Below are 20,093 nucleotides of genomic sequence, written 5' to 3'. Positions count from 1 at the left end.
CATGGGGTATTGTTGTCGCATGGCCGTCGATCGTGAACACGTGCTGCGCAGCGCAGCCGCCCTGCTCACCCGGAAGTCCACCGCCACCATGGACGAGGTCGCCAAGGCGGCCGGGATCAGCCGGGCCACGCTGCACCGCCACTTCGCGGGGCGCGACGCGCTCGTACGGGCGCTGGAGACGCTCGGCATCCAGGAGTGCGAGACCGCTCTCGACGCGGCCCGCCTCGACGAGGGGCCCGCCGGTGAGGCCGTACGGCGGCTGGTGCGCGAGATCGAGCCGGCGGCCGCACTGCTCGCCTTCCTGTACACCGAGAACCAGCTGTTCGAGGGCGGGGAGCAGAACGCGGGCTGGTCCCGCATCGACGACCGGATCGCGGCCCTGTTCCGGCGCGGCCAGGCCGCCGGCGAGTTCCGCATCGACCTCACCCCGGGCTGGCTCACCGAGGCGCTGTACGGCCTGCTGGCGTCCGGCGCGTGGGCCGTTGCCGAGGGCCGGGTGGCCCGCAACGACTTCACGCACATGATCGTCGAGCTCCTGCTCGGCGGCGCCCTGCGGCACGACACACCACGAAGAGAGGAATCATGACCAGCACCCTGCAGCCGGTTCGTGCGGCGGAGACCAAGGAGCGCCCGGGCCGCTGGCTCGCGCTCTGCGTCCTCGTCCTGGCCGTGCTGCTGGTGGCCGTAGACGCGACCGTCCTCGGTCTCGCGACCCCCTACATCAGCGAGGACCTCAGGCCCTCCGGCACCCAGTTGCTGTGGATCGGCGACGTGTACTCGTTCGTCATCGCCGGTCTGCTCGTCTCCATGGGCAGCCTCGGCGACCGCATCGGCCGCAAGCGCGTCCTGCTCGGCGGCGCCACCGCGTTCGGCGCGGTCTCCGTCCTCAACGCCTACGCGGCGACGCCGGAGATGCTGATCCTCGCCCGGGCGCTGCTCGGTGTCGCGGGCGCCACCCTGATGCCCGCCACGCTCGCCCTGATCCGCAACCTCTTCCACGACGCCCGCGAGCGCAGCCTCGCCGTCGGCGTCTGGGGCGCGACCGCCTCCGCCGGCACGGCCATCGGTCCCATCGCCGGCGGATTCCTGCTCGAACACTTCTGGTGGGGCTCGGTCTTCCTCATCAACCTGCCGGTGATGGCGGTCCTCGTCCTGGTCGGCGTCAGGATGCTGCCCGAGTCCCGCAACCCCGACCCGGGCCCGTGGGACGTGGCAAGCGTGCTGCTGTCGCTGGTCGGCATGATCGCCGTCGTGTACGCGGTGAAGGAGGCCGCCACCCACGGGTTCACCGGGCCGGTCCTCGGCACGGGGCTGCTCGGCGCGGCCGCGCTGTACTGGTTCGTGCGCCGCCAGCTCACTCTGCCCGCCCCGCTGCTGGACATACGGCTCTTCCGCAGCCGTGGCTTCAGCGGCGCCGTCCTCGCCGATCTGCTGACCGTGCTCGGCATGTCCGGCCTGGTCTTCTTCCTCTCCCAGTATCTGCAACTGGTGCAGGGCAGGCGGCCGTTCGAGGCGGGGCTGGCCGAACTGCCCGCCGCCGTGGGCGCGGTGGCGGCCGGACTCTGCGCCGGCCGCGTGGCCCGGCGCTTCTCGGTCAGGGCCGTGGTCTCCGGCGGCCTCGCCGCCGTCGGCCTGGCGCTCGCCGCGCTGACCACGCTCAGCGGCTCGACCGGCTATCCGCTGCTCGGGGCGGCCCTGCTGGTGGTCGGCGTGGGCGCCGGCTTCTCCTTCACGGTGACCGCCGACGTGATCCTCGCCGGTGTGCCCAAGGACCAGGCGGGCGCCGCCTCGGCGGTCTCCGAGACGGCGTACGAACTCGGCGCGGCCCTCGGCATCGCGCTGCTCGGCTCCATCGTGACCGGCGTCTACCGCGACTTCACCGGCCCGGCAGGCACACCGCCGGCGGCCCACGAGTCACTGGGCGGTGCGGTGGAGGCGGCGGCAGGCCTGCCTGCCCACACCTCCGAGGCGCTGCTGAGCGCGGCCCGGGAGTCCTTCGTGCACGGTTTGCACCTGGCGTCGGGAGCCGGTGCGGCGGTACTGCTCGCCACGGCAGGCGCGGCGTGGTTCCTGCTGAAGGGGCAGCGGCTGTGAGGACCTGGTGCTGCGACCGGAAAGGTTCACCGGCTCGCGACGCCCGGCACGGCACCTCGCCGCCTTGTCGCATCACCCGAGTACATCCAGTACGCGGGCGATGCTCCGCCCTGCGATGCACCGCACCGGACGCCGCGAGCTATCCGGCAAACCTTTCCGGCCACAGCACTAGGCAGCCTTGGCCTTGGTGGCGTACATGTCGACGTACTCCTGGCCGGAGAGCCGCATGACCTCGGCCATCACCGAGTCGGTCACCGCGCGCAGCACATACCGGTCGCGGTCCATGCCCTCGTAGCGCGAGAACTCCATCGGCTCGCCGAAGCGGACCGTGACCCGGCTCGGCCGCGGCATGCCCGACCCGCCCGGCTGGATCTTGTCCGTGCCGATCATGGCGAACGGGACCACCGGCGCGCCGGTCATCAGCGTCAGCCGCGCGATGCCGGTGCGCCCGCGGTACAGGCGGCCGTCGGGGGAGCGGGTGCCCTCCGGATAGATGCCGAAGACCTTGCCCTCCTCCAGGATCCGGCGGCCGGTCATCAGCGCCGCGACGCCGCCCTTGCCGCCGTCGCGGTCCACCGGGATCATGCCGACGCCGGTGAAGAACCAGGCCATCAGCCGGCCCTTGAGGCCCTTGCCGGTGACGTACTCGTCCTTGCCGATGAAGAAGACCTGGCGGTCGCAGACCAGCGGCAGGATCATCGAGTCGATGAACGTCAGGTGGTTGCCGGCGAGGATGACCGGGCCGTCGCCCGGGATGCGCTCCGCGCCCTCCACCCGTGGGCGGAACATCAGGCGCATGATCGGTCCGAGCACTGCCTTGATGAGCGCGAAGCGGGACAACGGGCCCTCCGGTGTCAAGGGATTGTCAAAAGATGCGTATGAGTCTGTGCAGGTGAGGACGATACTCGTGGCCCGGGGCGGAATGCACATCGGGCTCACCACGTCTTACGTAGTGTTGACACACGTTTACCTGCGCGGGAGACCCGCCGTGACCCGGTAACCGCCCGGAACGATGTGACCGACCTCGCTCACCCCGGGTTCCCTCCCCGCCTCCGGCCATGCCGACGGGGCGTCACCCCTCCACGCGCTCACGACATCCGGCGTCACCCGCGTATTCGGCGCAGCATCACCCGGCGGCGCCGGTGCCGTCATCCGCACACACCTACGATCGGCGCGCACGGACGACACGAGAGCAGGAGGCGGTCATGGGGACACAGAAGCCGGACGGGCAGGCACGCGGGACGGGACGCCGGGCGCTGCTCGGCGCCGCGGTGCTCGGGGCGGGCGGAGCGGTCCTCGGGCTGCCCGGCGCGGCCGCCGCCGCGCAGGGCGCCACCGGGGGCCACGGCGGTGGCGGCGGGCTGAAGAGCCTGCCGGTCCCCACGATCATCGGCCACCGGGGTGCCGCCGGCTACCGGCCCGAGCACACCTTCGGCTCCTACGACCTGGCCCTCGGCCTCGGCGCCCATGTCGTCGAGGCCGGTGACCTGGTGCCCACCAGGGACGGCCACCTGGTGTGCCGGCACGAGCCGGAGATCGGCGGCACCACGGACGTCGCCGACCACCCCGAGTTCGCCGGCCGGAAGACCACCAAGACCCTCGACGGGGTGCCCACCACCGGCTGGTTCACCGAGGACTTCACCCTCGCCGAACTGAAGACGCTGCGCGCGATCGAGCGCATCCCGGCCAACCGCCCGCACAACACCCTCTACAACGGCCGCTGGGAGATCCCCACCTTCGAAGAGGTCCTCAAGTGGCAGGACGAGCAGACCCGCAGGCGAGGCCGGCAGGTGTGGATCTACCCCGAGACCAAGCATCCGACATACTTCCGCAAGCTGGGCCTCGGTCTGGAGGAGCGGGTCGCAAAGCTGCTGCGCGAGCACGGCAAGGACAAGAAGAACTCGCCGGTCATCCTGCAGTCCTTCGAACCGGGCAGCATCCAGCGGCTGAACAGGCTCGTCGGCAACCCGCTCGTCGTGCTGCTGTCGGGCGCGAACACCCGGCCCTACGACTTCGTGGAGGCGGGCGACCCGCGTACGGTCGCCGACCTCATCACCCCCGAGGGCCTGAAGGAGATCGCCTCCTACGCCCAGGGCATCGGCCCGACCGTCGACCTGGTCATCCCCAAGGACGCGGACGGCAACCTCACCGAGCCGAGCACCCTCGTCCGTGACGCGCACGCCGCGGGCCTGATCCTGCACCCCTACACCATGCGCAACGAGAACCCCTTCCTGCCGCCCAGGTTCCGCAAGGGCACGGCCGCGGACGCCTACGGTGACGTCTTCGGCGTGTTCCAGGCGTACTTCGCCACCGGCATCGACGGCGTCTTCACCGACAACGCGGACACCGGGCTGCTCGCCCGGGAGGACTTCCTGAGCCGCTGATCCGTCAAGCGGGCGACCGCCCCGCCCCGCCCGGGGGTGAACACCCGGCCGCTCCGGCAACCCGTGCCGGGGCGGCCGCGTCGTGACTCGTATGAGGCACGACATGCTCACCGCCCTGCGCCCCCTGCTCGTAGCCGAGGCCACGGCGGAGGCACACGCCTGCGGAACCGAACCGGGGGACCTGGAGCAGGCCGTCTGGGTCCGGCTGCTGGAGCGCCTGGCGGCCGACGCCCCGCCGCACGACCCGCAGGGCTGGCTGCGCAAGGCCGTCCGCTCCGAGGCGCGCCGCACCCGCCGCACGACCACCATCGAGCGGCCCTACGGCCTCGAGCCCGCCGACGACAGTGAGCGCGGGCCCGAACAACTCGCCCTGGCCGCCGCCCGCCGCCGTGCCCTGCGCGACGCGGTGCGCCGGCTGCCCGGCCGCTGCCCCCGGCTGCTGGAGGCGCTGTTGTCACCCAGAGACCTCACATACCGGGAGATCGCGGGGGAGTTGGGTATCTCACAGGGCAGTCTCGGCCCGGAACGTTCCCGATGCCTGGGTTGTCTGCGTCGGCTGCTCACACCGGAGGTTGCGGCCCGCGAAGCGCGGGGATAGGAGTGGGGGACGACAGGCGATCAGGTGAGCGGGAGGCGTGCGCACATGGGCATGAGCGTGACCATCTCTGCGGCGACCGAGCAGGACGCGGAGCAGATCTTCAGGTTGCAGTACCTGTGTTTCCAGAGCGAGGCGGCGCTGTACGGGAACTACCGCATCGACCCGCTCGTCCAGAGCCTGGACTCCGTGCGCCAGGAGGTCGCCGGGGACTGCGTCTTCGTGGCGCGCCTCGGCGAGGAAGTGGTCGGCTCGGTGTGCGGCCGGGTCACCGAGGACGGCGCGGCCGCCATCGGCAAGCTCTGCGTCCACCCCCGCCTCCAGGGCCACGGGATCGGCGCCCGCCTGCTGCGCGCGGCCGAGTCGGCGCTGGCCGAGGAGCGCGGCGCCACCAGGTTCCGGCTGCACACCGGCCACCGCAGCGAGGGCAACCTGCGCCTGTACCGGCGGGTGGGCTACCAGGCGGTGGGCACCTCCCAGGGCGACGACGGCGTACCGTTGATCGTTCTGGAGAAGCCGGCCGGGACGTACGCGGCTACGGCGTGACGGTCCGGGCCCTGCGCAGCCAGTACATCGCGGACAGCGGCAGCAGCACCGGAATGAAGACGTAGCCCATGCCGTAGTCCGACCACACGGTCGCGTCCGGGAACGCGGACGGCTCCACGAGCGTCCACGTGCCGACGATCAGCACCCCCGCGAGCTCGGCGGCGCAGCACACCAGCGCCGCCCTGCGGGCGGTTTCCCCGCCGCGCACCAGCGTGTACGTGATGAACCCGTACACGAGGCCGGCCACCGCGGACAGCGAGTACGCGAGCGGCGCCCGGCCGAAGTCGGTGGCGATCTGGTAGACGGAGCGCGAGACCGCGCCGACGACCATCACGCCGTAGAACCAGACGAGCGGCATTCCCGGCCCGCTGATGAGCCGCGTCCTTACGGGCTTCTCCTCCACGGTGGCCATCTCACCCTCCCCAGATGTCATAGAGCCGCACCTCCAGGACGGCGAGGACGACCCCGCCGGCCGCGACCGTCACCGAACCCCAGCGGGTGCGCTCGGCCAGCGACATGAACCCGGCCGCCGGCACGCACGCGAAGGCGCCCAGCAGATACGCAACGAAGATCGTCGTCCCTTGCGCCGGCTTCTCGCCCCGCGCCAGCGCCACGATCCCGAGCACCAGCTGCACCGCGGCCAGCAGCGAGACCACGGCCATGCCGATGAAGTGCCAGTCCTTGGTCGGCTGGTCACGGTAGGCCGCCCAGCCGCACCAGGCGGCCAGCAGCAGCGCGGCGACGCCGGTCATCAGCGTCAGGGCAGCAAGCATGGAGTGACCTTATTACGGCCCAAACGCCCCGCCGTGCCCGGCCCCGGGGGAGCGCCCACGGCCGTGGCGCTGGCCACAGTGACGCGGACCAGGGCCCTGTCCTGGGCGAATCGTGTCCACCGCTGTCCACTATCCGGACAGCGCGTCCGGGTCGGCACCGCAGGTCTGGTTTACTGATCGCATGACCACGACGAGCGACCGCAACCCTGCGACCGAGGCGACCATGACGCCCGGTGCTCGTTGTATGTGTCCTGTGCGTCGAATGTGCGCCTTCTAGAGGGCCCCTGCACCACCTGAGCCTCGCGCCCCGAAGCGAGAGCCCGCTCATGCCCGCTCCCGCGTCCGGTCCGGCCGGCGTGGCCGGCTGAGCTCCGCCCCCGCGTGCACGTTTCTTCCCGCTTTCAGTGTCTTTGCGAGAACCGTGCTGCGTTCTGGCTGTACCCGACCATGAATGCCGTGCCCGGCGCCCACGACGCGCCGCGCACTCGACAGTGACGGAAACCCACGTGATCACCACATCGGGCCTGACCAAGGTCTACCGCTCGCGCGGTCGCGAGGTCACCGCCCTCGACGGCGTCGACCTGCATGTCCGCGAAGGCGAGGTGTACGGCGTCATCGGCCAGTCCGGCGCCGGCAAGTCCTCGCTCATCCGCTGCGTCAACCTGCTGGAACGTCCCACCGCCGGCACGGTCACCGTCGCCGGCCAGGACCTCACGGCCCTGGCCGGGCGCGGACCCCGGGCCGGCAAGGAGCTGCGGCGGGCGCGCAGCCGGATCGGCATGGTCTTCCAGCACTTCAGCCTGCTGTCCTCGCGCACCGTCCAGGACAACGTCGAGCTGCCGCTGGAGATCCTCGGCAAGTCGGGGAAGGAACGTTCCCGCAAGGCGCTCGAACTGCTCGACCTCGTCGGCCTCACCGACAAGGCGCGGACCTACCCCGCCCAGCTCTCCGGCGGCCAGAAGCAGCGCGTCGGCATCGCCCGCGCCCTCGCCGGCGACCCCAGGGTGCTGCTGTCCGACGAGGCCACCAGCGCTCTCGATCCGGAGACCACCCGCTCCATCCTCCAGCTGCTGCGCGACCTGAACCGGCAGCTCGGCCTGACCGTCCTGCTCATCACGCACGAGATGGACGTCGTGAAGTCGGTCTGCGACTCGGCGGCGCTCATGGAGCGGGGCCGCGTCGTCGAGTCCGGCACCGTCGGCGAACTGCTCGCGACCCCGGGTTCGGAACTGGCCGCCGCGCTCTTCCCGGTCGGCGGCGAGGCCTTCGGCCCGGACCGGACCGTCCTCGACGTCACCTTCCACGGCGAGGCCGCCACCCAGCCCGTCGTCTCGCAGCTGGCCCGCACCTACAACATCGACATATCGATCCTCGGCGCGGCCATCGACACCGTCGGCGGCCTCCAGATCGGCCGGATGCGCATCGAACTGCCCGGCCGCTACGAGGACAACGTGGTGCCCATCGGCTTCCTGCGCGAACAGGGGCTGCGGATCGACGTCGCCGGCAACGCCGACAACGCGGCGCAGAGGACCCCGCTCGTCGAGGAAGGTGCCAAGTGAGCTGGTCCGAGGTGCAGCCCCTGCTGTCCCAGGCGTGTTGGGACACCCTCTACATGGTCGGCTGGTCCACGCTCATCGCCGTCCTCGGCGGACTCCCGCTCGGCATCCTCCTCGTCCTGACGGACCAGGGCGGACTGCTGCAGCATGTGGTGGCGAACAAGGTCATCGGCCAGGTGGTGAACATCGCCCGCTCGATGCCGTTCATCATCCTCATGGTCGCCCTGATGAGCTTCACCCGCTGGGTCACTGGTACGACCATCGGCCGTGAAGCCGCCATCGTGCCGCTGGCCGTCGGCGCCATCCCCTTCTTCGCGCGCCTGGTCGAGACGGCGGTCCGCGAAGTGGACGGCGGACTCGTCGAGGCCGTCCAGGCGATGGGCGGCAACACCTGGACCGTCGTGCGCAAGGTCCTCGTCCCCGAGTCCCTGCCCTCGCTGATCTCCTCCACCACCACGACGGTCGTCGCCCTCATCGGCTACTCCGCGATGGCCGGCACGGTCGGCGCGGGCGGCCTCGGCGACATCGCCATCCGCTACGGCTACCAGCGCTTCGAGACCCAGCTGATGTGGATCACGGTGGCGGTCCTCGCCGTGGTCATCTCCCTCATCCAGTTCGCCGGCGACTTCGCGTCCCGCTCCCTGCACCGGCGCGGCGGCCGCTCCGGCCCGGCGCCGAGGCTGCGGCTGCTGAGGGCGAAGGAGCCCGCGGCGGCCGACGTGAGCAAGGCCGCCTGACGTCCCCCCGATCTCCCCGTCACACCCACGACGGGGTCGCACCACCCAAGGAAAGGCACTTTTCGTGCGTAACACCGCCAAGATCACCACCGCCGTCCTCGCCGCCGGAGCCCTCACCCTCGGGCTCTCCGCCTGCGGCTCCGGCAAGAGCTCCTCCGCCGCCTCCGACTACAGCGGCCCGCTGGTCGTCGCCGCGAGCCCCACCCCGCACGCCGAGATCCTGAACTTCGTCAAGGACAACCTGGCGAAGAAGGCGGGCCTGGACCTGGAGGTCAAGGAGTTCACCGACTACGTCACGCCGAACACGGCGACCGAGGACGGGTCCGTCGGTGCCAACTACTTCCAGAACCAGCCGTACCTCGACGACTTCAACAAGAAGCGCGGCACCCACATCGTCCCGGTCGTCACGGTGCACCTGGAGCCGCTCGGCCTGTACTCCCACAAGGTCAAGAAGGCCGACGCGCTGAAGAGCGGTGCGACCGTCGCCATCCCCAACGACACCGTCAACGAGGCACGGGCCCTGAAGCTGCTGGACGCCAACGGGCTGATCACGCTCAAGAGCGGGGTGGGCACCGAGGCGACGCCGCAGGACATCGCCAGGAACCCGAAGAACCTCACGTTCAAGGAGGTCGAGGCGGCCCAGACCCCGCGCTCCCTGGACGACGTGGACGCCGCGGTGGTCAACGGCAACTACGCCATCTCCGCGGGTCTGAAGCCCGCCAAGGACGCCATCGTCCTGGAGTCCGCGAAGAACAACCCGTACGGAAACTTCCTCGCGGTCAAGAAGGGCAACGAGAAGGACCCGCGGGTGAAGAAGCTCGCGAAGCTCCTCACCTCGCCCGAGGTGAAGAAGTTCATCGAGGACAAGTACGCCGGCTCGGTCATCCCGTCCTTCTGAACCCGCCGGCCGTGAACTGACCTCGCGTACACCCGCGTATCGCCACGCACGGGGTCCGCTCCCTCACCGGGTGTGGACCCCGTGCTGCGGTTCGGTGCTTTCATGCTGCATGCTGGGCAGTTCAGCAAGGCCCTGAAGTCTCACCGAAGGTAACGGAGCGGCGCATGACGAGCACCTTCCCCAACGTGTCCATCAGTACGGAGCGGTTGGTGTTGCGTCCCCTCGACGAGGACGACGTCGCCGCCCTGGCCGAGATGATGAACGACGAGCAGGTCGCCGCCTGGACCGACGTCCCCCAGCCCTTCACCGAGGAGCGCGCCCGCTCCTGGATCACCGAGTACGCCCCGGCCGAGCGCGCGGCGGGGCGGGGTCTCGACCTCGCGGTCACCGAGTTCCTCACCCAGCGCCTGGTCGGCATCGTCCAGCTGGCCAGGACCAACTGGCACGTCCGGTCCACCGAACTGTCGTACGTCATCGCCCCCTGGGCCCGAGGCGAGGGCTACGCCTCCGAGGCGGCCCTGGTCACCGCCCAGTGGCTGTTCGGCGACCAGAAGTTCGAGCGCATCGAGCTGCGCACCGCCGCCGACAACACCGCATCCCAGCAGGTCGCCCAGAAGATCGGCTGCATCAGCGAGGGCGTGCTGCGCAACGCCTGCATAGCCCACATGCGCACCGAGGACGGCACCTGGACCGACGTCCGCACCGACTACATCGTGTGGAGCCTGCTGCCGGAGGACCTGGACGGCGCGGACGGGGAGCTCGCCGACATCGGTGGTTTCACCTCGTTCTCCGACTGGAACTGAGGGACGGCCCACGCCGCCACCGCCCAGGCGCGCGCCCCGGCCCCTCACCAGGTAACCTCACGGAGCCGCCTGCGGGCGCCCGTACCGCGACGACCTGATCAATCCCCAGGAGACTGAACGACGATGGCCGACCGGGTCACGGTGATCGGCTGGGACGGCTCGCCGCTGACCGACGCGGCGCGCGGTGCCCTCGGTGCCGCCACCCTCGTGGCGGGTGCCGCCCACCACCTGGCGCGGCCCGAGGTGCCCCCCACCGCCGAGCGCATCCGCCTCGGCAGCGTGGCCCTCGCCGCCCGCCGTATCGCCGCCCACCGCGGCACCGCCGTGGTCCTCGCCGATGGGGACCCGGCCTTCTTCGGGGTGGTACGGGCCCTGCGCGCACCCGAGTTCGGCCTGGAGGTCGAGGTCGTCCCCGCGGTCTCCTCGGTGGCCGCCGCCTTCGCCCGCGCCGGGATGCCCTGGGACGACGCCCAAGTGGTGGTCGCACACAAGCGCACCCTTCGACGCGCGGTGAATGTGTGCCGAGCCCACACCAAGGTCGCCGTGCTGACCGCTCCCGGCGCCGGCCCCGCCGAGCTGGGCCTGCTGCTGGAGGGGGTGCACCGCACCTTCGTCATCTGCGAGGAGCTGGGCACCGAGCGGGAGCAGGTCACCGTCGTCACCTCCGACAAGGCCGCCGACCACACCTGGCGCGACCCGAACGTCGTCATCGTCATCGGCGGCCGGGCCGGTGGCGAGGGCGGCGGCTGGATCTCCGGGCGCGACCCGGCGGCCGGACCGCGCGGCTGGACCCAGCCCGCCGAGGCCTACGGCGGCACGCTCGGCGAGGGCGAGACCGATCTCCTGCGAGCCGCCCAACTCGCCCGGCTCGGGCCGCGCGTCGGTGACCTCGTGTGGGACATCGGCTGCGGGAGCGGCGCGTTCGCCACCGAGGCCGCCCGGGGCGGCGCCGCCGTCATCGCCGTCGACCGCGACGGGGAGGCCTGCGCCCGCACCGAGGCCGCCGCGCGCCGCTTCGGCGTCCAGTTGCAGGTGGTGCACGGCAGTGCCCCGCACATCCTGGAGAACCTGCCCGAACCGGACGTCGTCCGCGTCGGCGGCGGAGGAGCGGCCGTGGTCCTGGCGGTCGCCGACCGGCGTCCCCAGCGCATCGTCACCCACGCCGCGACCCGCGACGCGGCCGAACTCGTCGGCCGCGACCTCACCGAGCACGGCTACCAGGTCGAGTGCGCCCTGCTGCAGTCCGTCGAACTCGACACCCGTGCCTGGACGGAGAAGGAACGCAGTGTCGTCTTCCTTCTCACCGGGGAACTGCCGGAGCGCGAAGCGCCTCGATGAGGGGTCGTGGCCGGGCGACGGGCGGGCCTCGCGGACCGCGCCCCGTGATCGGGTTGTCGTACCGCGCGCGGTAGGCTGGCCGATCGTTGTACCGCACTGGGTGGCCCGGAACTTCGTTCGTCAATGTCCGGAAAACCCGTCCGTTTTGGGGCGGGTGTGGTACGGCGGAACCGGAGGACGCGCAACGTGGCGCAGTCCACAGCGGACCGTCGCGGATCACGCTGTCGCCGCGGCGGAACGACCGCAACAATGCCACTCAATGGCTTTGTCGCCTTTTACGGGCGGGTCGTTCGTGCCGCTGGGCACGGACGCTCGTTCTTCACTGCGGGGCGGTCGGTGCGCCGCTCCGGGTGAGCTGGTCGTAGAAGCACTAAACCGATGGGCGAGGGGTACGCATGACCGACACCGGCCAGGTCCCGGGCGAGGGGCTGCCGGAGAGTGCAGGCATGGTGGAGCAGCCGGGCGTCCCCGCGCACGGCGCGTACACCTACCTCTCCGAGTCTCCCGCCGAGGACGAAGACCTGCTGCTGCCGGGCTCCCATGGCGCATGGGGCAACGAAGTGCCCCCACCCGTCCCGGAGCCGGTCGTCGAGGCCGTCCACGAGCCGGGCCCGCACGAGACATCCGGCCGCGACAGCGGCTCCGTCGACCTCGGCGGCGTCCTGCACCCCGACCAGGCGCACACGCCGCCCGTCATGCCCACGGTCACCACCATGCCCGCCGGGGCGGCGCCCCCGCGCCGGCCGCTGCACCTAGGGCCGCCGATCCCGGACGCCTCCGCCAGCCCGGTCCGCTCCCTGGCCGACCGCGGCCCGGCCGGCGCGCCGGTCCGGCAGCCCGGTCCGCCCACGACCGGCCCCGAGTACCTCGACACCCCCCTACTGCGCGAGATGGGCCCCCAGGGCGCCGCACCCTGGGGCGCCCAGGCCGCTGCTCAGGCCGGTGCTCAGGCCGCTGCTCAGGCCGTGCACGCGGCCGCGGCGGCTGCGCCGATGCCCGAGGTGGGTGCGGAGGCGGAGGCTGCGGAAACGGTTGTTCCGGACGCCGAGCCGGGCGACGCCGCCCAGGCCGCCATGGCCCGGCTCGCGGCCCAGGCCGGTGCGGCCGCTCCCGCCGCCGCGAACGCTCCGGAGGCCGGGCAGGCTCCGGAAGCCGGGCAAACTCCGGACCCCGGGTACGCGCCCCAGGACCAGGCTGAAGCCCAGCAAGCCCAGCCCGGCCACGAGCCGGAGGGCGCCCGGATCCTTGTGGGCGGGCAGGGGCCCGAGGCCGGGTACGCAGCCGGGGGCGAGGAAGGCGAAGCGGAGCGGGCGGCCGGGGAGGCCGGCCATGAGGGCACGGACGATGCGGAGGCCGGACCGGCCCCCATGGCCGCGGCCGACGCCGCCGGGCCGGACCCGGCCCCCGAAGCGACCGCACCCGAGGCCGGCCAGGCACCGGAGGCCGCCCACGCTCCGGTCGCCGGCCAAGCCCTCGAAGCCGGGCGGGCCACCGCAACGGCGCAGGCCCCCGAGGCTCGGCAGGCCGACGAGACCGCGCAACTCCCCGAGGAAGCGGCCGCGTTCGACGAGGCACAGGCGCAGTCACAGCCGCAGACCCCGAACCCTCAGGCACCCGAGACCACGCCCGTCCCGGCACCCGCGGACACTGCTCACCCCTCGCCGGCGGCCGCCGAGGCCACCGCGACGCCCGCCGCGGGCTTCCCCGCACCCGGTGACCCGCAGGGACCGCAACTCGGACAGCAGGCCGAGCAGGCGCATGCCCTCGCCATGGACCAGCAGCCGCCGGCGGCGGCACCGGAAGCACCGGCGGCACCGGAAGCACCGGAAGTACCGGCGGCCACGGAAGTACCGGAGGCCACCGCGTCGCCCGCAACCCACAGCGCGGACGCGGCCGTGCGCGATCCGAACGCCCCGCTGGGACCGGACACGCCCCGGCCCGCCGCCGGGACGGCCGCCCCGCACGCGTACCCCGCCCAGCAGGCCGCCACCCCGGACGCCACCGCCCCCGCGCCCGAGGGGCCGCAGACCGCGCTGCCCGTCGACTCCGCCCACCCGCAGATGGCGGCCCCCACCGGCCCGGAAGCCGTCCAGCAACCGGGGGAGGCACAGCCCCCGTTCACCGTTCCCGAGGCCATCGAGCCGACCGGGGCGGCGACCGCCCCCGACGCAGCCGTGGCCCCGGCAGCAGCCGACGCCCCGGAAGTGGCCAACACCCCTGAGGCAGCCGACGCCCCGGAAGTGGCCAACACCGCGGCACCCGGAGAAGCCCCGGAGGCACTCGCGGCACCCGGAGAAGCCCCGGAGGCACTCGCGGCACCCGGAGAAGCGCCCGAGGCACTCGCGGCTTCCGAAGAAGCGCCCGAGGCACCCGCCGAAGCCCCCTCCGCCCCGCAAGGAGCGGTCCCGTCAGTGCCCGGTGCCCCGGACGAGCAGAACCAGGGCACCGCCCTCCCTGCCGGCGTCCCGCTGCAGCCCCAGCCCGGCCAGCCCCTGGGGCAGTTCGTGCCGGTCGAGGGCTCGGTGCCGACCACCCCGCACCTGGCCCCCACCCCGCCGCACCCGCTCGTGGTGCCGGCCGAGCAGCTCGCCGCTCGGACGCCGCGGCCCGCCGCCCAGGAGGCACCCCAGGAACCGGTCGCCACGGTCCCCGCACCCCGTGACGGCGGCGCCGTTCCCGCCGCGGCCGTCGGGGAGCCCGACCCCGAAGTCGTCCAGCACGCGGACGACCTGGCCACTCGGGTCGCCGACCAGGAAGAGCACGAAGTCCGGCAAGACCAGCAGGACCAGGCAGAGCAGCAGGACCAGGCAGAGCAGCAGGAAGAGAGCGCGGCCGCAGTGGCAGAGGCACGACAGTCCACCGGTCCGGCCGCGCCCGGCTACGACGAGGCCGAGCGCGAGGCCGTGCTCAAGGTGATGCGCGAGCGCCGCGACATCCGCAACGGCTTCCGCGGCGACCCGATCCCGCACGAGGTGCTGCTGCGTGTCCTGGAGGCGGCCCACACGGCGCCGTCCGTCGGCCACTCGCAGCCCTGGGACTTCGTCGTCATCCGCTCGGCCGACACCCGGCGCGCCATGCACGAGTTGGCCATGCGCCAGCGCGACGCCTACGCCAAGTCGCTGCCCAAGGGCCGGGCCAAGCAGTTCAAGGAACTGAAGATCGAGGCCATCCTCGACACCCCGGTGAACATCGTCGTCACCGCCGACCCGACCCGCGGCGGCCGCCACACCCTGGGCCGCCACACCCAGCCGCAGATGGCGCCGTACTCCGCCGCCCTCGCGGTCGAGAACCTCTGGCTCGCCGCCCGCGCCGAGGGCCTCGGTGTCGGCTGGGTCAGCTTCTTCGACGAGCGCGAGATGGTCCGCGCCCTCGGCCTGCCCGAGCACCTGGAGGTCATCGCCTACCTCTGCGTCGGCTACGTCGACGAGTTCCCGGACGAGCCCGAGCTGATGCAGGCCGGCTGGTCCAAGCGCCGCCCGCTGTCCTGGGTCGTGCACGAGGAGACGTACGGCCGGCGCGCGCTGCCCGGCGAGGACCCGCACGACCTGCTCGCCGAGACCGTCGCCCAGATCCGCCCGCTGGACGCCAAGGCGCTCGGCGAGGCATGGGAGCGGCAGAAGCGGATGACCAAGCCGGCCGGTGCGCTCGGCATGCTGGAGATCATCTCCGCGCAGCTGTCCGGCCTGTCCCGGCAGTGCCCGCCGCCGATCCCGGAGCCCGCCGCCGTCGCGATCTTCGCCGGCGACCACGGTGTGCACGCCCAGGGCGTCACCCCCTGGCCGCAGGAGGTCACCGCCCAGATGGTGGCCAACTTCCTGGGCGGGGGAGCGGTCTGCAACGCCTTCGCGGGTCAGGTGGGCGCCGAGGTCTGCGTCGTGGACGTGGGCGTCGCCGCCGACCTCCCGGCCACCCCGGGCCTGCTGCCCCGCAAGGTCCGCGCGGGCACCTCCGACATGACCACCGGCCCCGCGATGACCCGCGAGGAGGCCAAGAAGGCCATCGAGGTCGGCATCGAGACCGCCCGCGACCTGGTGGCGGCCGGCAACAAGGCGCTGCTGACCGGTGAGATGGGTATCGCCAACACCACCGCGTCCGCGGCGCTCATCTCGGTCTTCACCGGCGCCGACCCGGCCGAGGTCACCGGTCGTGGCACAGGCATCAACGACGAGACCCTGGCCCGCAAGACAGAGGTGGTCCGCCGCGCCCTGGAACTCCACCAGCCGGACCCGGCCGACCCCATCGGCGTCCTCGCCGCGATCGGCGGCTTCGAGCACGCGGCGATGGTCGGCCTGCTCCTCGGCGGTGCCTCGCTGCGTACGCCGGTGATCCTGGACGGCGTGAGCGCCGGTGCCGCCGCGCTGGTCGCCCGCGCGATCGCCCCGGAGGTGCTGGCGGCCTGCATCGCCGGCCACCGCAGCGCCGAACCGGGACATGTCGCCGCTCTCAACAAGCTCGGCCTGCGCCCCCTGGTCGACCTCGACCTGCGCCTGGGCGAGGGCACGGGCGCGCTGCTCGCCCTGCCGCTGGTGCAGAGCACCGCGAGAGCGATGCACGAGGTCGCGACCTTCGACTCGGCGGGCGTCACGGAGAAGTAGCTCCGTGGCCGGGGTCGGCGGGTTTGCGCTCCTGCGCGCCCCCCCGGCCCCGCCGTACGCTGAACCCACGTCTAAAATCCCCACGTCAGGGCCGCTCCGGAGCCGTAGCGCCCATTCGACCGCTTCGACTGCCTCCACCCCGCAGCGCCGCTGCGACCGCCCGGACGAGGAGCCGCACCCCCATGGCCGAACACCCCGCCTATCCCGTAGGCCTCCGCCTCCTCGGCCGCCGCGTGGTCGTCCTCGGCGGCGGCCAGGTCGCCCAGCGCCGTCTGCCCGCGCTCATCGCCGCGGGCGCGGACATCGTGCTCGTCTCGCCCGAGGCGACCCCTTCCGTCGAGGCCATGGCGGACGCGGGTGAGATCGCCTGGCAGCGGCGCCGCTACGAGGAGGGCGACCTCGCCGACGCCTGGTACGCCCTGATCGCCACCAGCGACCACGACGCGAACACGCGTGCCTCGGCCGAGGCGGAGCGCCGGCGGGTGTGGTGCGTGCGCTCCGACGACGCCGACGCGGCGACCGCCTGGACCCCGGCCACCGGCCACAGCGAGGGCGTCACGGTCGCCGTGCTGACCACCGACGCGCGCGGCCGCGACCCCCGGCACACCGCCGCCATCCGCGACGCGGTCGTCGAGGGCCTGCGGGACGGCACCCTCGTCGCCCCGCACCATCGCACCCGCACCCCCGGCGTCGCCCTGGTCGGCGGGGGCCCCGGTGACCCGGACCTGATCACGGTCCGCGGCCGCCGGCTGCTCGCCGAGGCCGACGTCGTGATCGCCGACCGCCTCGGCCCGCGCGACCTGCTCGCCGAACTCCCGCCGCACGTCGAGGTGATCGACGCGGCGAAGATCCCCTACGGCCGCTACATGGCCCAGGAGGCCATCAACAACGCGCTCATCGAGCACGCCAGGCAAGGCAAGTCGGTGGTCCGGCTCAAGGGCGGCGACCCCTACGTCTTCGGCCGCGGCATGGAGGAGCTCCAGGCGCTCGCCGAGGCCGGCATCCCGTGCACGGTGGTCCCCGGCATCTCCAGTTCCATCTCCGTCCCGGGCGCGGCCGGCATCCCCGTCACGCACCGCGGGGTGGCCCACGAGTTCACCGTGGTCAGCGGTCACGTGGCCCCCGACGACGAGCGCTCCCTGGTCGACTGGCCGAGCCTGGCGAAGCTGACCGGCACCCTGGTCATCCTCATGGGCGTCGACAAGATCGGCCGGATCGCCGAGACGCTCGTGGCGCACGGCAAGTCCCCGGACACCCCGGTCGCCCTGGTCCAGGAGGGCACCACGGCCGCCCAGCGCCGCGTCGACGCGACCCTCGCCACGGTCGCCGAGACCGTCCGCGCCGAGGACGTGAAGCCGCCGGCCGTCATCGTCATCGGCGAGGTCGTCGCGGTGGGGCCGCCCGCCTCCGCGTAACCGCGGGTAACATGACTCGTTCCGAGCCGTTGGCACCGTACCCAGGACAAGGCAGTATCACCCTGTGGCCGATCTCATCACCGTTGAGGACCCCGACGACCCGCGCCTGCGCGACTACACGGGTCTGACCGACGTCGAGTTGCGCCGCAAGCGCGAACCCGCCGAGGGCCTGTTCATCGCCGAGGGCGAGAAGGTCATCCGCCGGGCCAAGGACGCCGGGTACGAGATGCGCTCGATGCTGCTGTCCGCCAAGTGGGTCGACGTCATGCGGGACGTCATCGACGAACTCCCCGCCCCCGTCTACGCGGTCGGCCCCGAACTCGCCGAACAGGTCACCGGCTACCACGTGCACCGCGGCGCCCTCGCCTCCATGCAGCGCAAACCGCTTCCCACGGCCACCGACCTGCTCCAGACCGCCCGCCGGGTCGCGGTCATGGAGTCCGTCAACGACCACACCAACATCGGGGCGATCTTCCGCTCCGCCGCGGCCCTCGGCATGGACGCGGTCCTGCTCTCCCCGGACTGCGCCGACCCGCTCTACCGCCGCAGCGTGAAGGTCTCGATGGGCGCGGTCTTCTCCGTGCCCTACGCCCGCCTCGACACCTGGCCCAAGGGCCTGGATTCGGTCCGCGAGGCCGGCTTCACGCTGCTCGCCCTCACCCCCGACGAGAAGGCCGCATCCCTGGACGAGGCCGCCCCGCACCGGATGGACCGGGTCGCCCTGATGCTGGGCGCGGAGGGCGACGGCCTGTCCACCCAGGCGCTGGTGGCCGCCGACGAGTGGGTCCGCATCCCGATGTCCCACGGCGTCGACTCGCTCAACGTCGGCGCGGCCGCCGCGGTCGCCTTCTACGCGGTGGCGACGGGCCGGGCCGGGACGTAGGCGCTACTCGCCGGCACCGGGCGCGGAGGCGTCTCCCGCACCGCGCCCCTGCTCCACCCTTACGCCGCCGTCACCGCCGAGTCCCCGCGACGGGCCCTGGCAGCCCTGCGCCGCCGCGATACCGAGCGCGACCAGCAGCGTCACCACCACGAACACGAACAGGCGCTGCCGCAGCAGCCGGGGATTGGCGGGCCGTCGGCCGGTCGACGTGCCGCGCGGGCCCGGCCTCCCGCTGCCGCCGCGCGGAACGGGGCGGCTGCCGCTGCCCGTGCGCGAGCCGTTCCGGGCCGTCGGAGTCGGCCGCGGACCGCCGCCGGTACGGGAGGACGAGCCGCTCCCGCGGCCCTGGGCGGCACCGCCCGGGCGCGCGGGGGTGCCGCCCCGCGAAGGCGGAACGGTGCCGCGCGGAGCGGGAGTGCCGGGGGAGCCCCCCTGCGGGCGCCGCGGGAAGCGCGCCTGCTCGGCACGGCCGGCCCGCTGCTGGTCCGGGTACGCGGTGTGGTGCATGTCCGGGTGGGCGGCACGCTGCTGTTCGGGATACGTGTCGACGAGCCGCCCCGTCGGACGGTCCGCCTCGGCGGCGCGCGGCGCGGGCGGACGCACGTCGCCCAGGCCCTGCGCCTCGCGCGCGGCGATCTCCTTCAGCCGCAGCGACAGCTGCAGCGTGCTGGGCCGTTCCTCGGGGTCCTTGGCCAGACAGGCCCTGACGAGCGGACCGAGCGCGTCCGGTACACCGTGCAGCTGGGGCTCCTCGTGCACCACCCGGTACAGCATCACCTCGGAACTGCCGTGCCCGAACGGCGAGTCGGCCGTCGAGGCGTACGCCAGGGTCGCTCCCAGCGAGAACACGTCGGTGGCCGGGGTCACGGCGGCGCCGCGCACCTGCTCCGGGGCGAGGAAGCCGGGCGAGCCGACCGCGGTGCCGACGTGCGTGAGCGTCGAGGCGCCGGTCGCCCACGCGATGCCGAAGTCGATGATCCGCGGGCCCTTCGGGGACAGCAGGATGTTGGAGGGCTTCAGATCCCGGTGCACGACCCCGGCCTCGTGCACGGCGACCAGCCCTTCGGACAGGGCGGCCCCGATCGCCGCCACCTCCGCCGCGCCCAGCGCACCCTCGTCGGCCACCTTGTCGTGCAGAGAGGGCCCGGGCACGTACTGCGTGGCGAACCACGGCCGGTCCGCCTCCAGGTCCGCCGCCACCAGCCGCGCCGTGCACCCGCCACGGATCCGCCGCGCCGCCGAGACCTCGCGGGCGAACCGCGAGCGGAACTCCTGGTCCTCGGCCAGATCCGGCCGGATGACCTTCAGCGCGACCCGCTGGCCCTTGCGGTCGGAGCCGAGGTAGACCACGCCCATTCCGCCCGCGCCCAGCCGTCGGTGAAGCCTGAAAGAGCCGACGACACGCGGGTCCTCGCGCCTCAGGCGCATCATCGCCATGTTCATCCCCGCTGCCCGGTCCCTGTGACGAGCCACAGC

General features: G+C 72.9%; 17 protein-coding genes. 13 read left to right on the top strand and 4 right to left on the bottom strand.

The annotated features are described in order from the left end of the window. The first annotated feature begins 19 nt into the window (after nucleotides 1-19). Both ACH4UM_RS10705 and ACH4UM_RS10700 read left to right on the top strand, forming a co-directional pair. Entirely contained in the window at nucleotides 20-586 is a 567-nt protein-coding gene (locus ACH4UM_RS10705) for a TetR/AcrR family transcriptional regulator (RefSeq protein WP_398176253.1), read from the top strand. Next, the gene (locus tag ACH4UM_RS10700) at nucleotides 583-2,094 is read left to right on the top strand and encodes an MFS transporter (RefSeq protein WP_398176251.1); all 1,512 of its coding nucleotides are present in this window, start codon (nucleotides 583-585) and stop codon (nucleotides 2,092-2,094) included. Before ACH4UM_RS10705 ends, ACH4UM_RS10700 begins: the two co-directional genes overlap by 4 nt. 168 nt (nucleotides 2,095-2,262) lie before the next feature. Here the strand turns inward: ACH4UM_RS10700 and ACH4UM_RS10695 are convergent, their stop codons facing one another. Continuing rightward, entirely contained in the window at nucleotides 2,263-3,024 is a 762-nt protein-coding gene (locus ACH4UM_RS10695) for a lysophospholipid acyltransferase family protein (protein WP_398176249.1), read from the bottom strand. A gap of 275 nt (nucleotides 3,025-3,299) precedes the next feature. Between ACH4UM_RS10695 and ACH4UM_RS10690 the strand changes: the two genes are divergently transcribed. The 3 genes from ACH4UM_RS10690 (at nucleotide 3,300) to ACH4UM_RS10680 (ending at nucleotide 5,619) form a co-directional block, all read left to right on the top strand. Then, nucleotides 3,300-4,478 (top strand): glycerophosphodiester phosphodiesterase, encoded by a 1,179-nt coding sequence (locus ACH4UM_RS10690; RefSeq protein ID WP_398176247.1) that lies wholly within the window; start codon nucleotides 3,300-3,302, stop codon nucleotides 4,476-4,478. A 91-nt stretch (nucleotides 4,479-4,569) separates the two neighbouring features. Beyond that, complete coding sequence (locus ACH4UM_RS10685) at nucleotides 4,570-5,076, top strand: RNA polymerase sigma factor (protein ID WP_398176245.1); 507 nt, start codon at nucleotides 4,570-4,572, stop codon at nucleotides 5,074-5,076. 45 nt (nucleotides 5,077-5,121) lie between these two features. Continuing rightward, entirely contained in the window at nucleotides 5,122-5,619 is a 498-nt protein-coding gene (locus ACH4UM_RS10680; protein WP_398176243.1) for a GNAT family N-acetyltransferase, read from the top strand. Here ACH4UM_RS10680 and ACH4UM_RS10675 read toward each other — a convergent pair. Next, complete coding sequence (locus ACH4UM_RS10675; RefSeq protein ID WP_398176718.1) at nucleotides 5,609-6,031, bottom strand: hypothetical protein; 423 nt, start codon at nucleotides 6,029-6,031, stop codon at nucleotides 5,609-5,611. The genes ACH4UM_RS10680 and ACH4UM_RS10675 overlap by 11 nt on opposite strands. 1 nt (nucleotide 6,032) lies before the next feature. Beyond that, nucleotides 6,033-6,392: a hypothetical protein gene (locus ACH4UM_RS10670; protein ID WP_398176241.1), complete on the bottom strand. Its 360-nt coding sequence runs from the start codon at nucleotides 6,390-6,392 to the stop codon at nucleotides 6,033-6,035. 506 nt (nucleotides 6,393-6,898) lie between these two features. On the opposite strand from ACH4UM_RS10670, the gene ACH4UM_RS10665 reads away from it, so the two are divergent. The 8 genes from ACH4UM_RS10665 (at nucleotide 6,899) to ACH4UM_RS10630 (ending at nucleotide 18,617) form a co-directional block, all read left to right on the top strand. Then, nucleotides 6,899-7,951 (top strand): methionine ABC transporter ATP-binding protein, encoded by a 1,053-nt coding sequence (locus ACH4UM_RS10665; RefSeq protein ID WP_398176239.1) that lies wholly within the window; start codon nucleotides 6,899-6,901, stop codon nucleotides 7,949-7,951. Beyond that, nucleotides 7,948-8,685 carry a methionine ABC transporter permease gene (locus tag ACH4UM_RS10660; protein ID WP_398176237.1) on the top strand — a complete coding sequence of 246 codons (738 nt, stop codon included), beginning with the start codon at nucleotides 7,948-7,950 and terminating at the stop codon, nucleotides 8,683-8,685. The genes ACH4UM_RS10665 and ACH4UM_RS10660 overlap by 4 nt, the downstream gene beginning before the upstream one ends. 64 nt (nucleotides 8,686-8,749) lie before the next feature. Continuing rightward, nucleotides 8,750-9,583 (top strand): MetQ/NlpA family ABC transporter substrate-binding protein, encoded by an 834-nt coding sequence (locus tag ACH4UM_RS10655; protein ID WP_398176235.1) that lies wholly within the window; start codon nucleotides 8,750-8,752, stop codon nucleotides 9,581-9,583. A 164-nt stretch (nucleotides 9,584-9,747) separates the two neighbouring features. Next, a complete protein-coding gene (locus ACH4UM_RS10650; RefSeq protein ID WP_398176233.1) occupies nucleotides 9,748-10,386 on the top strand; it encodes a GNAT family N-acetyltransferase in 639 nt (212 codons plus the stop codon). Between the two features lie 123 nt (nucleotides 10,387-10,509). Next, nucleotides 10,510-11,724 carry a precorrin-6y C5,15-methyltransferase (decarboxylating) subunit CbiE gene (gene cbiE / locus ACH4UM_RS10645; protein ID WP_398176231.1) on the top strand — a complete coding sequence of 405 codons (1,215 nt, stop codon included), beginning with the start codon at nucleotides 10,510-10,512 and terminating at the stop codon, nucleotides 11,722-11,724. A 395-nt stretch (nucleotides 11,725-12,119) separates the two neighbouring features. Then, nucleotides 12,120-16,319 carry a nicotinate-nucleotide--dimethylbenzimidazole phosphoribosyltransferase gene (gene cobT, locus ACH4UM_RS10640; protein ID WP_398176229.1) on the top strand — a complete coding sequence of 1,400 codons (4,200 nt, stop codon included), beginning with the start codon at nucleotides 12,120-12,122 and terminating at the stop codon, nucleotides 16,317-16,319. Nucleotides 16,320-16,501: 182 nt separating this feature from the next. Then, entirely contained in the window at nucleotides 16,502-17,734 is a 1,233-nt protein-coding gene (gene cobA / locus ACH4UM_RS10635) for a uroporphyrinogen-III C-methyltransferase (protein ID WP_398176227.1), read from the top strand. A gap of 64 nt (nucleotides 17,735-17,798) precedes the next feature. Further along, nucleotides 17,799-18,617 (top strand): TrmH family RNA methyltransferase, encoded by an 819-nt coding sequence (locus ACH4UM_RS10630; RefSeq protein WP_398176225.1) that lies wholly within the window; start codon nucleotides 17,799-17,801, stop codon nucleotides 18,615-18,617. Between the two features lie 3 nt (nucleotides 18,618-18,620). Here the strand turns inward: ACH4UM_RS10630 and ACH4UM_RS10625 are convergent, their stop codons facing one another. Continuing rightward, on the bottom strand, nucleotides 18,621-20,060 hold the full coding sequence (locus ACH4UM_RS10625; protein ID WP_398176223.1) for a protein kinase: 1,440 nt from the start codon (nucleotides 20,058-20,060) through the stop codon (nucleotides 18,621-18,623). Nucleotides 20,061-20,093: the final 33 nt, after the last annotated feature.

This window comes from Streptomyces sp. NPDC020801 (assembly GCF_044334385.1).
Classification (GTDB): Bacteria; Actinomycetota; Actinomycetes; order Streptomycetales; family Streptomycetaceae; genus Streptomyces.
Note: the sequence above shows the minus strand (reverse complement) of the source record. Positions and strands in the feature narration are given on the sequence as shown.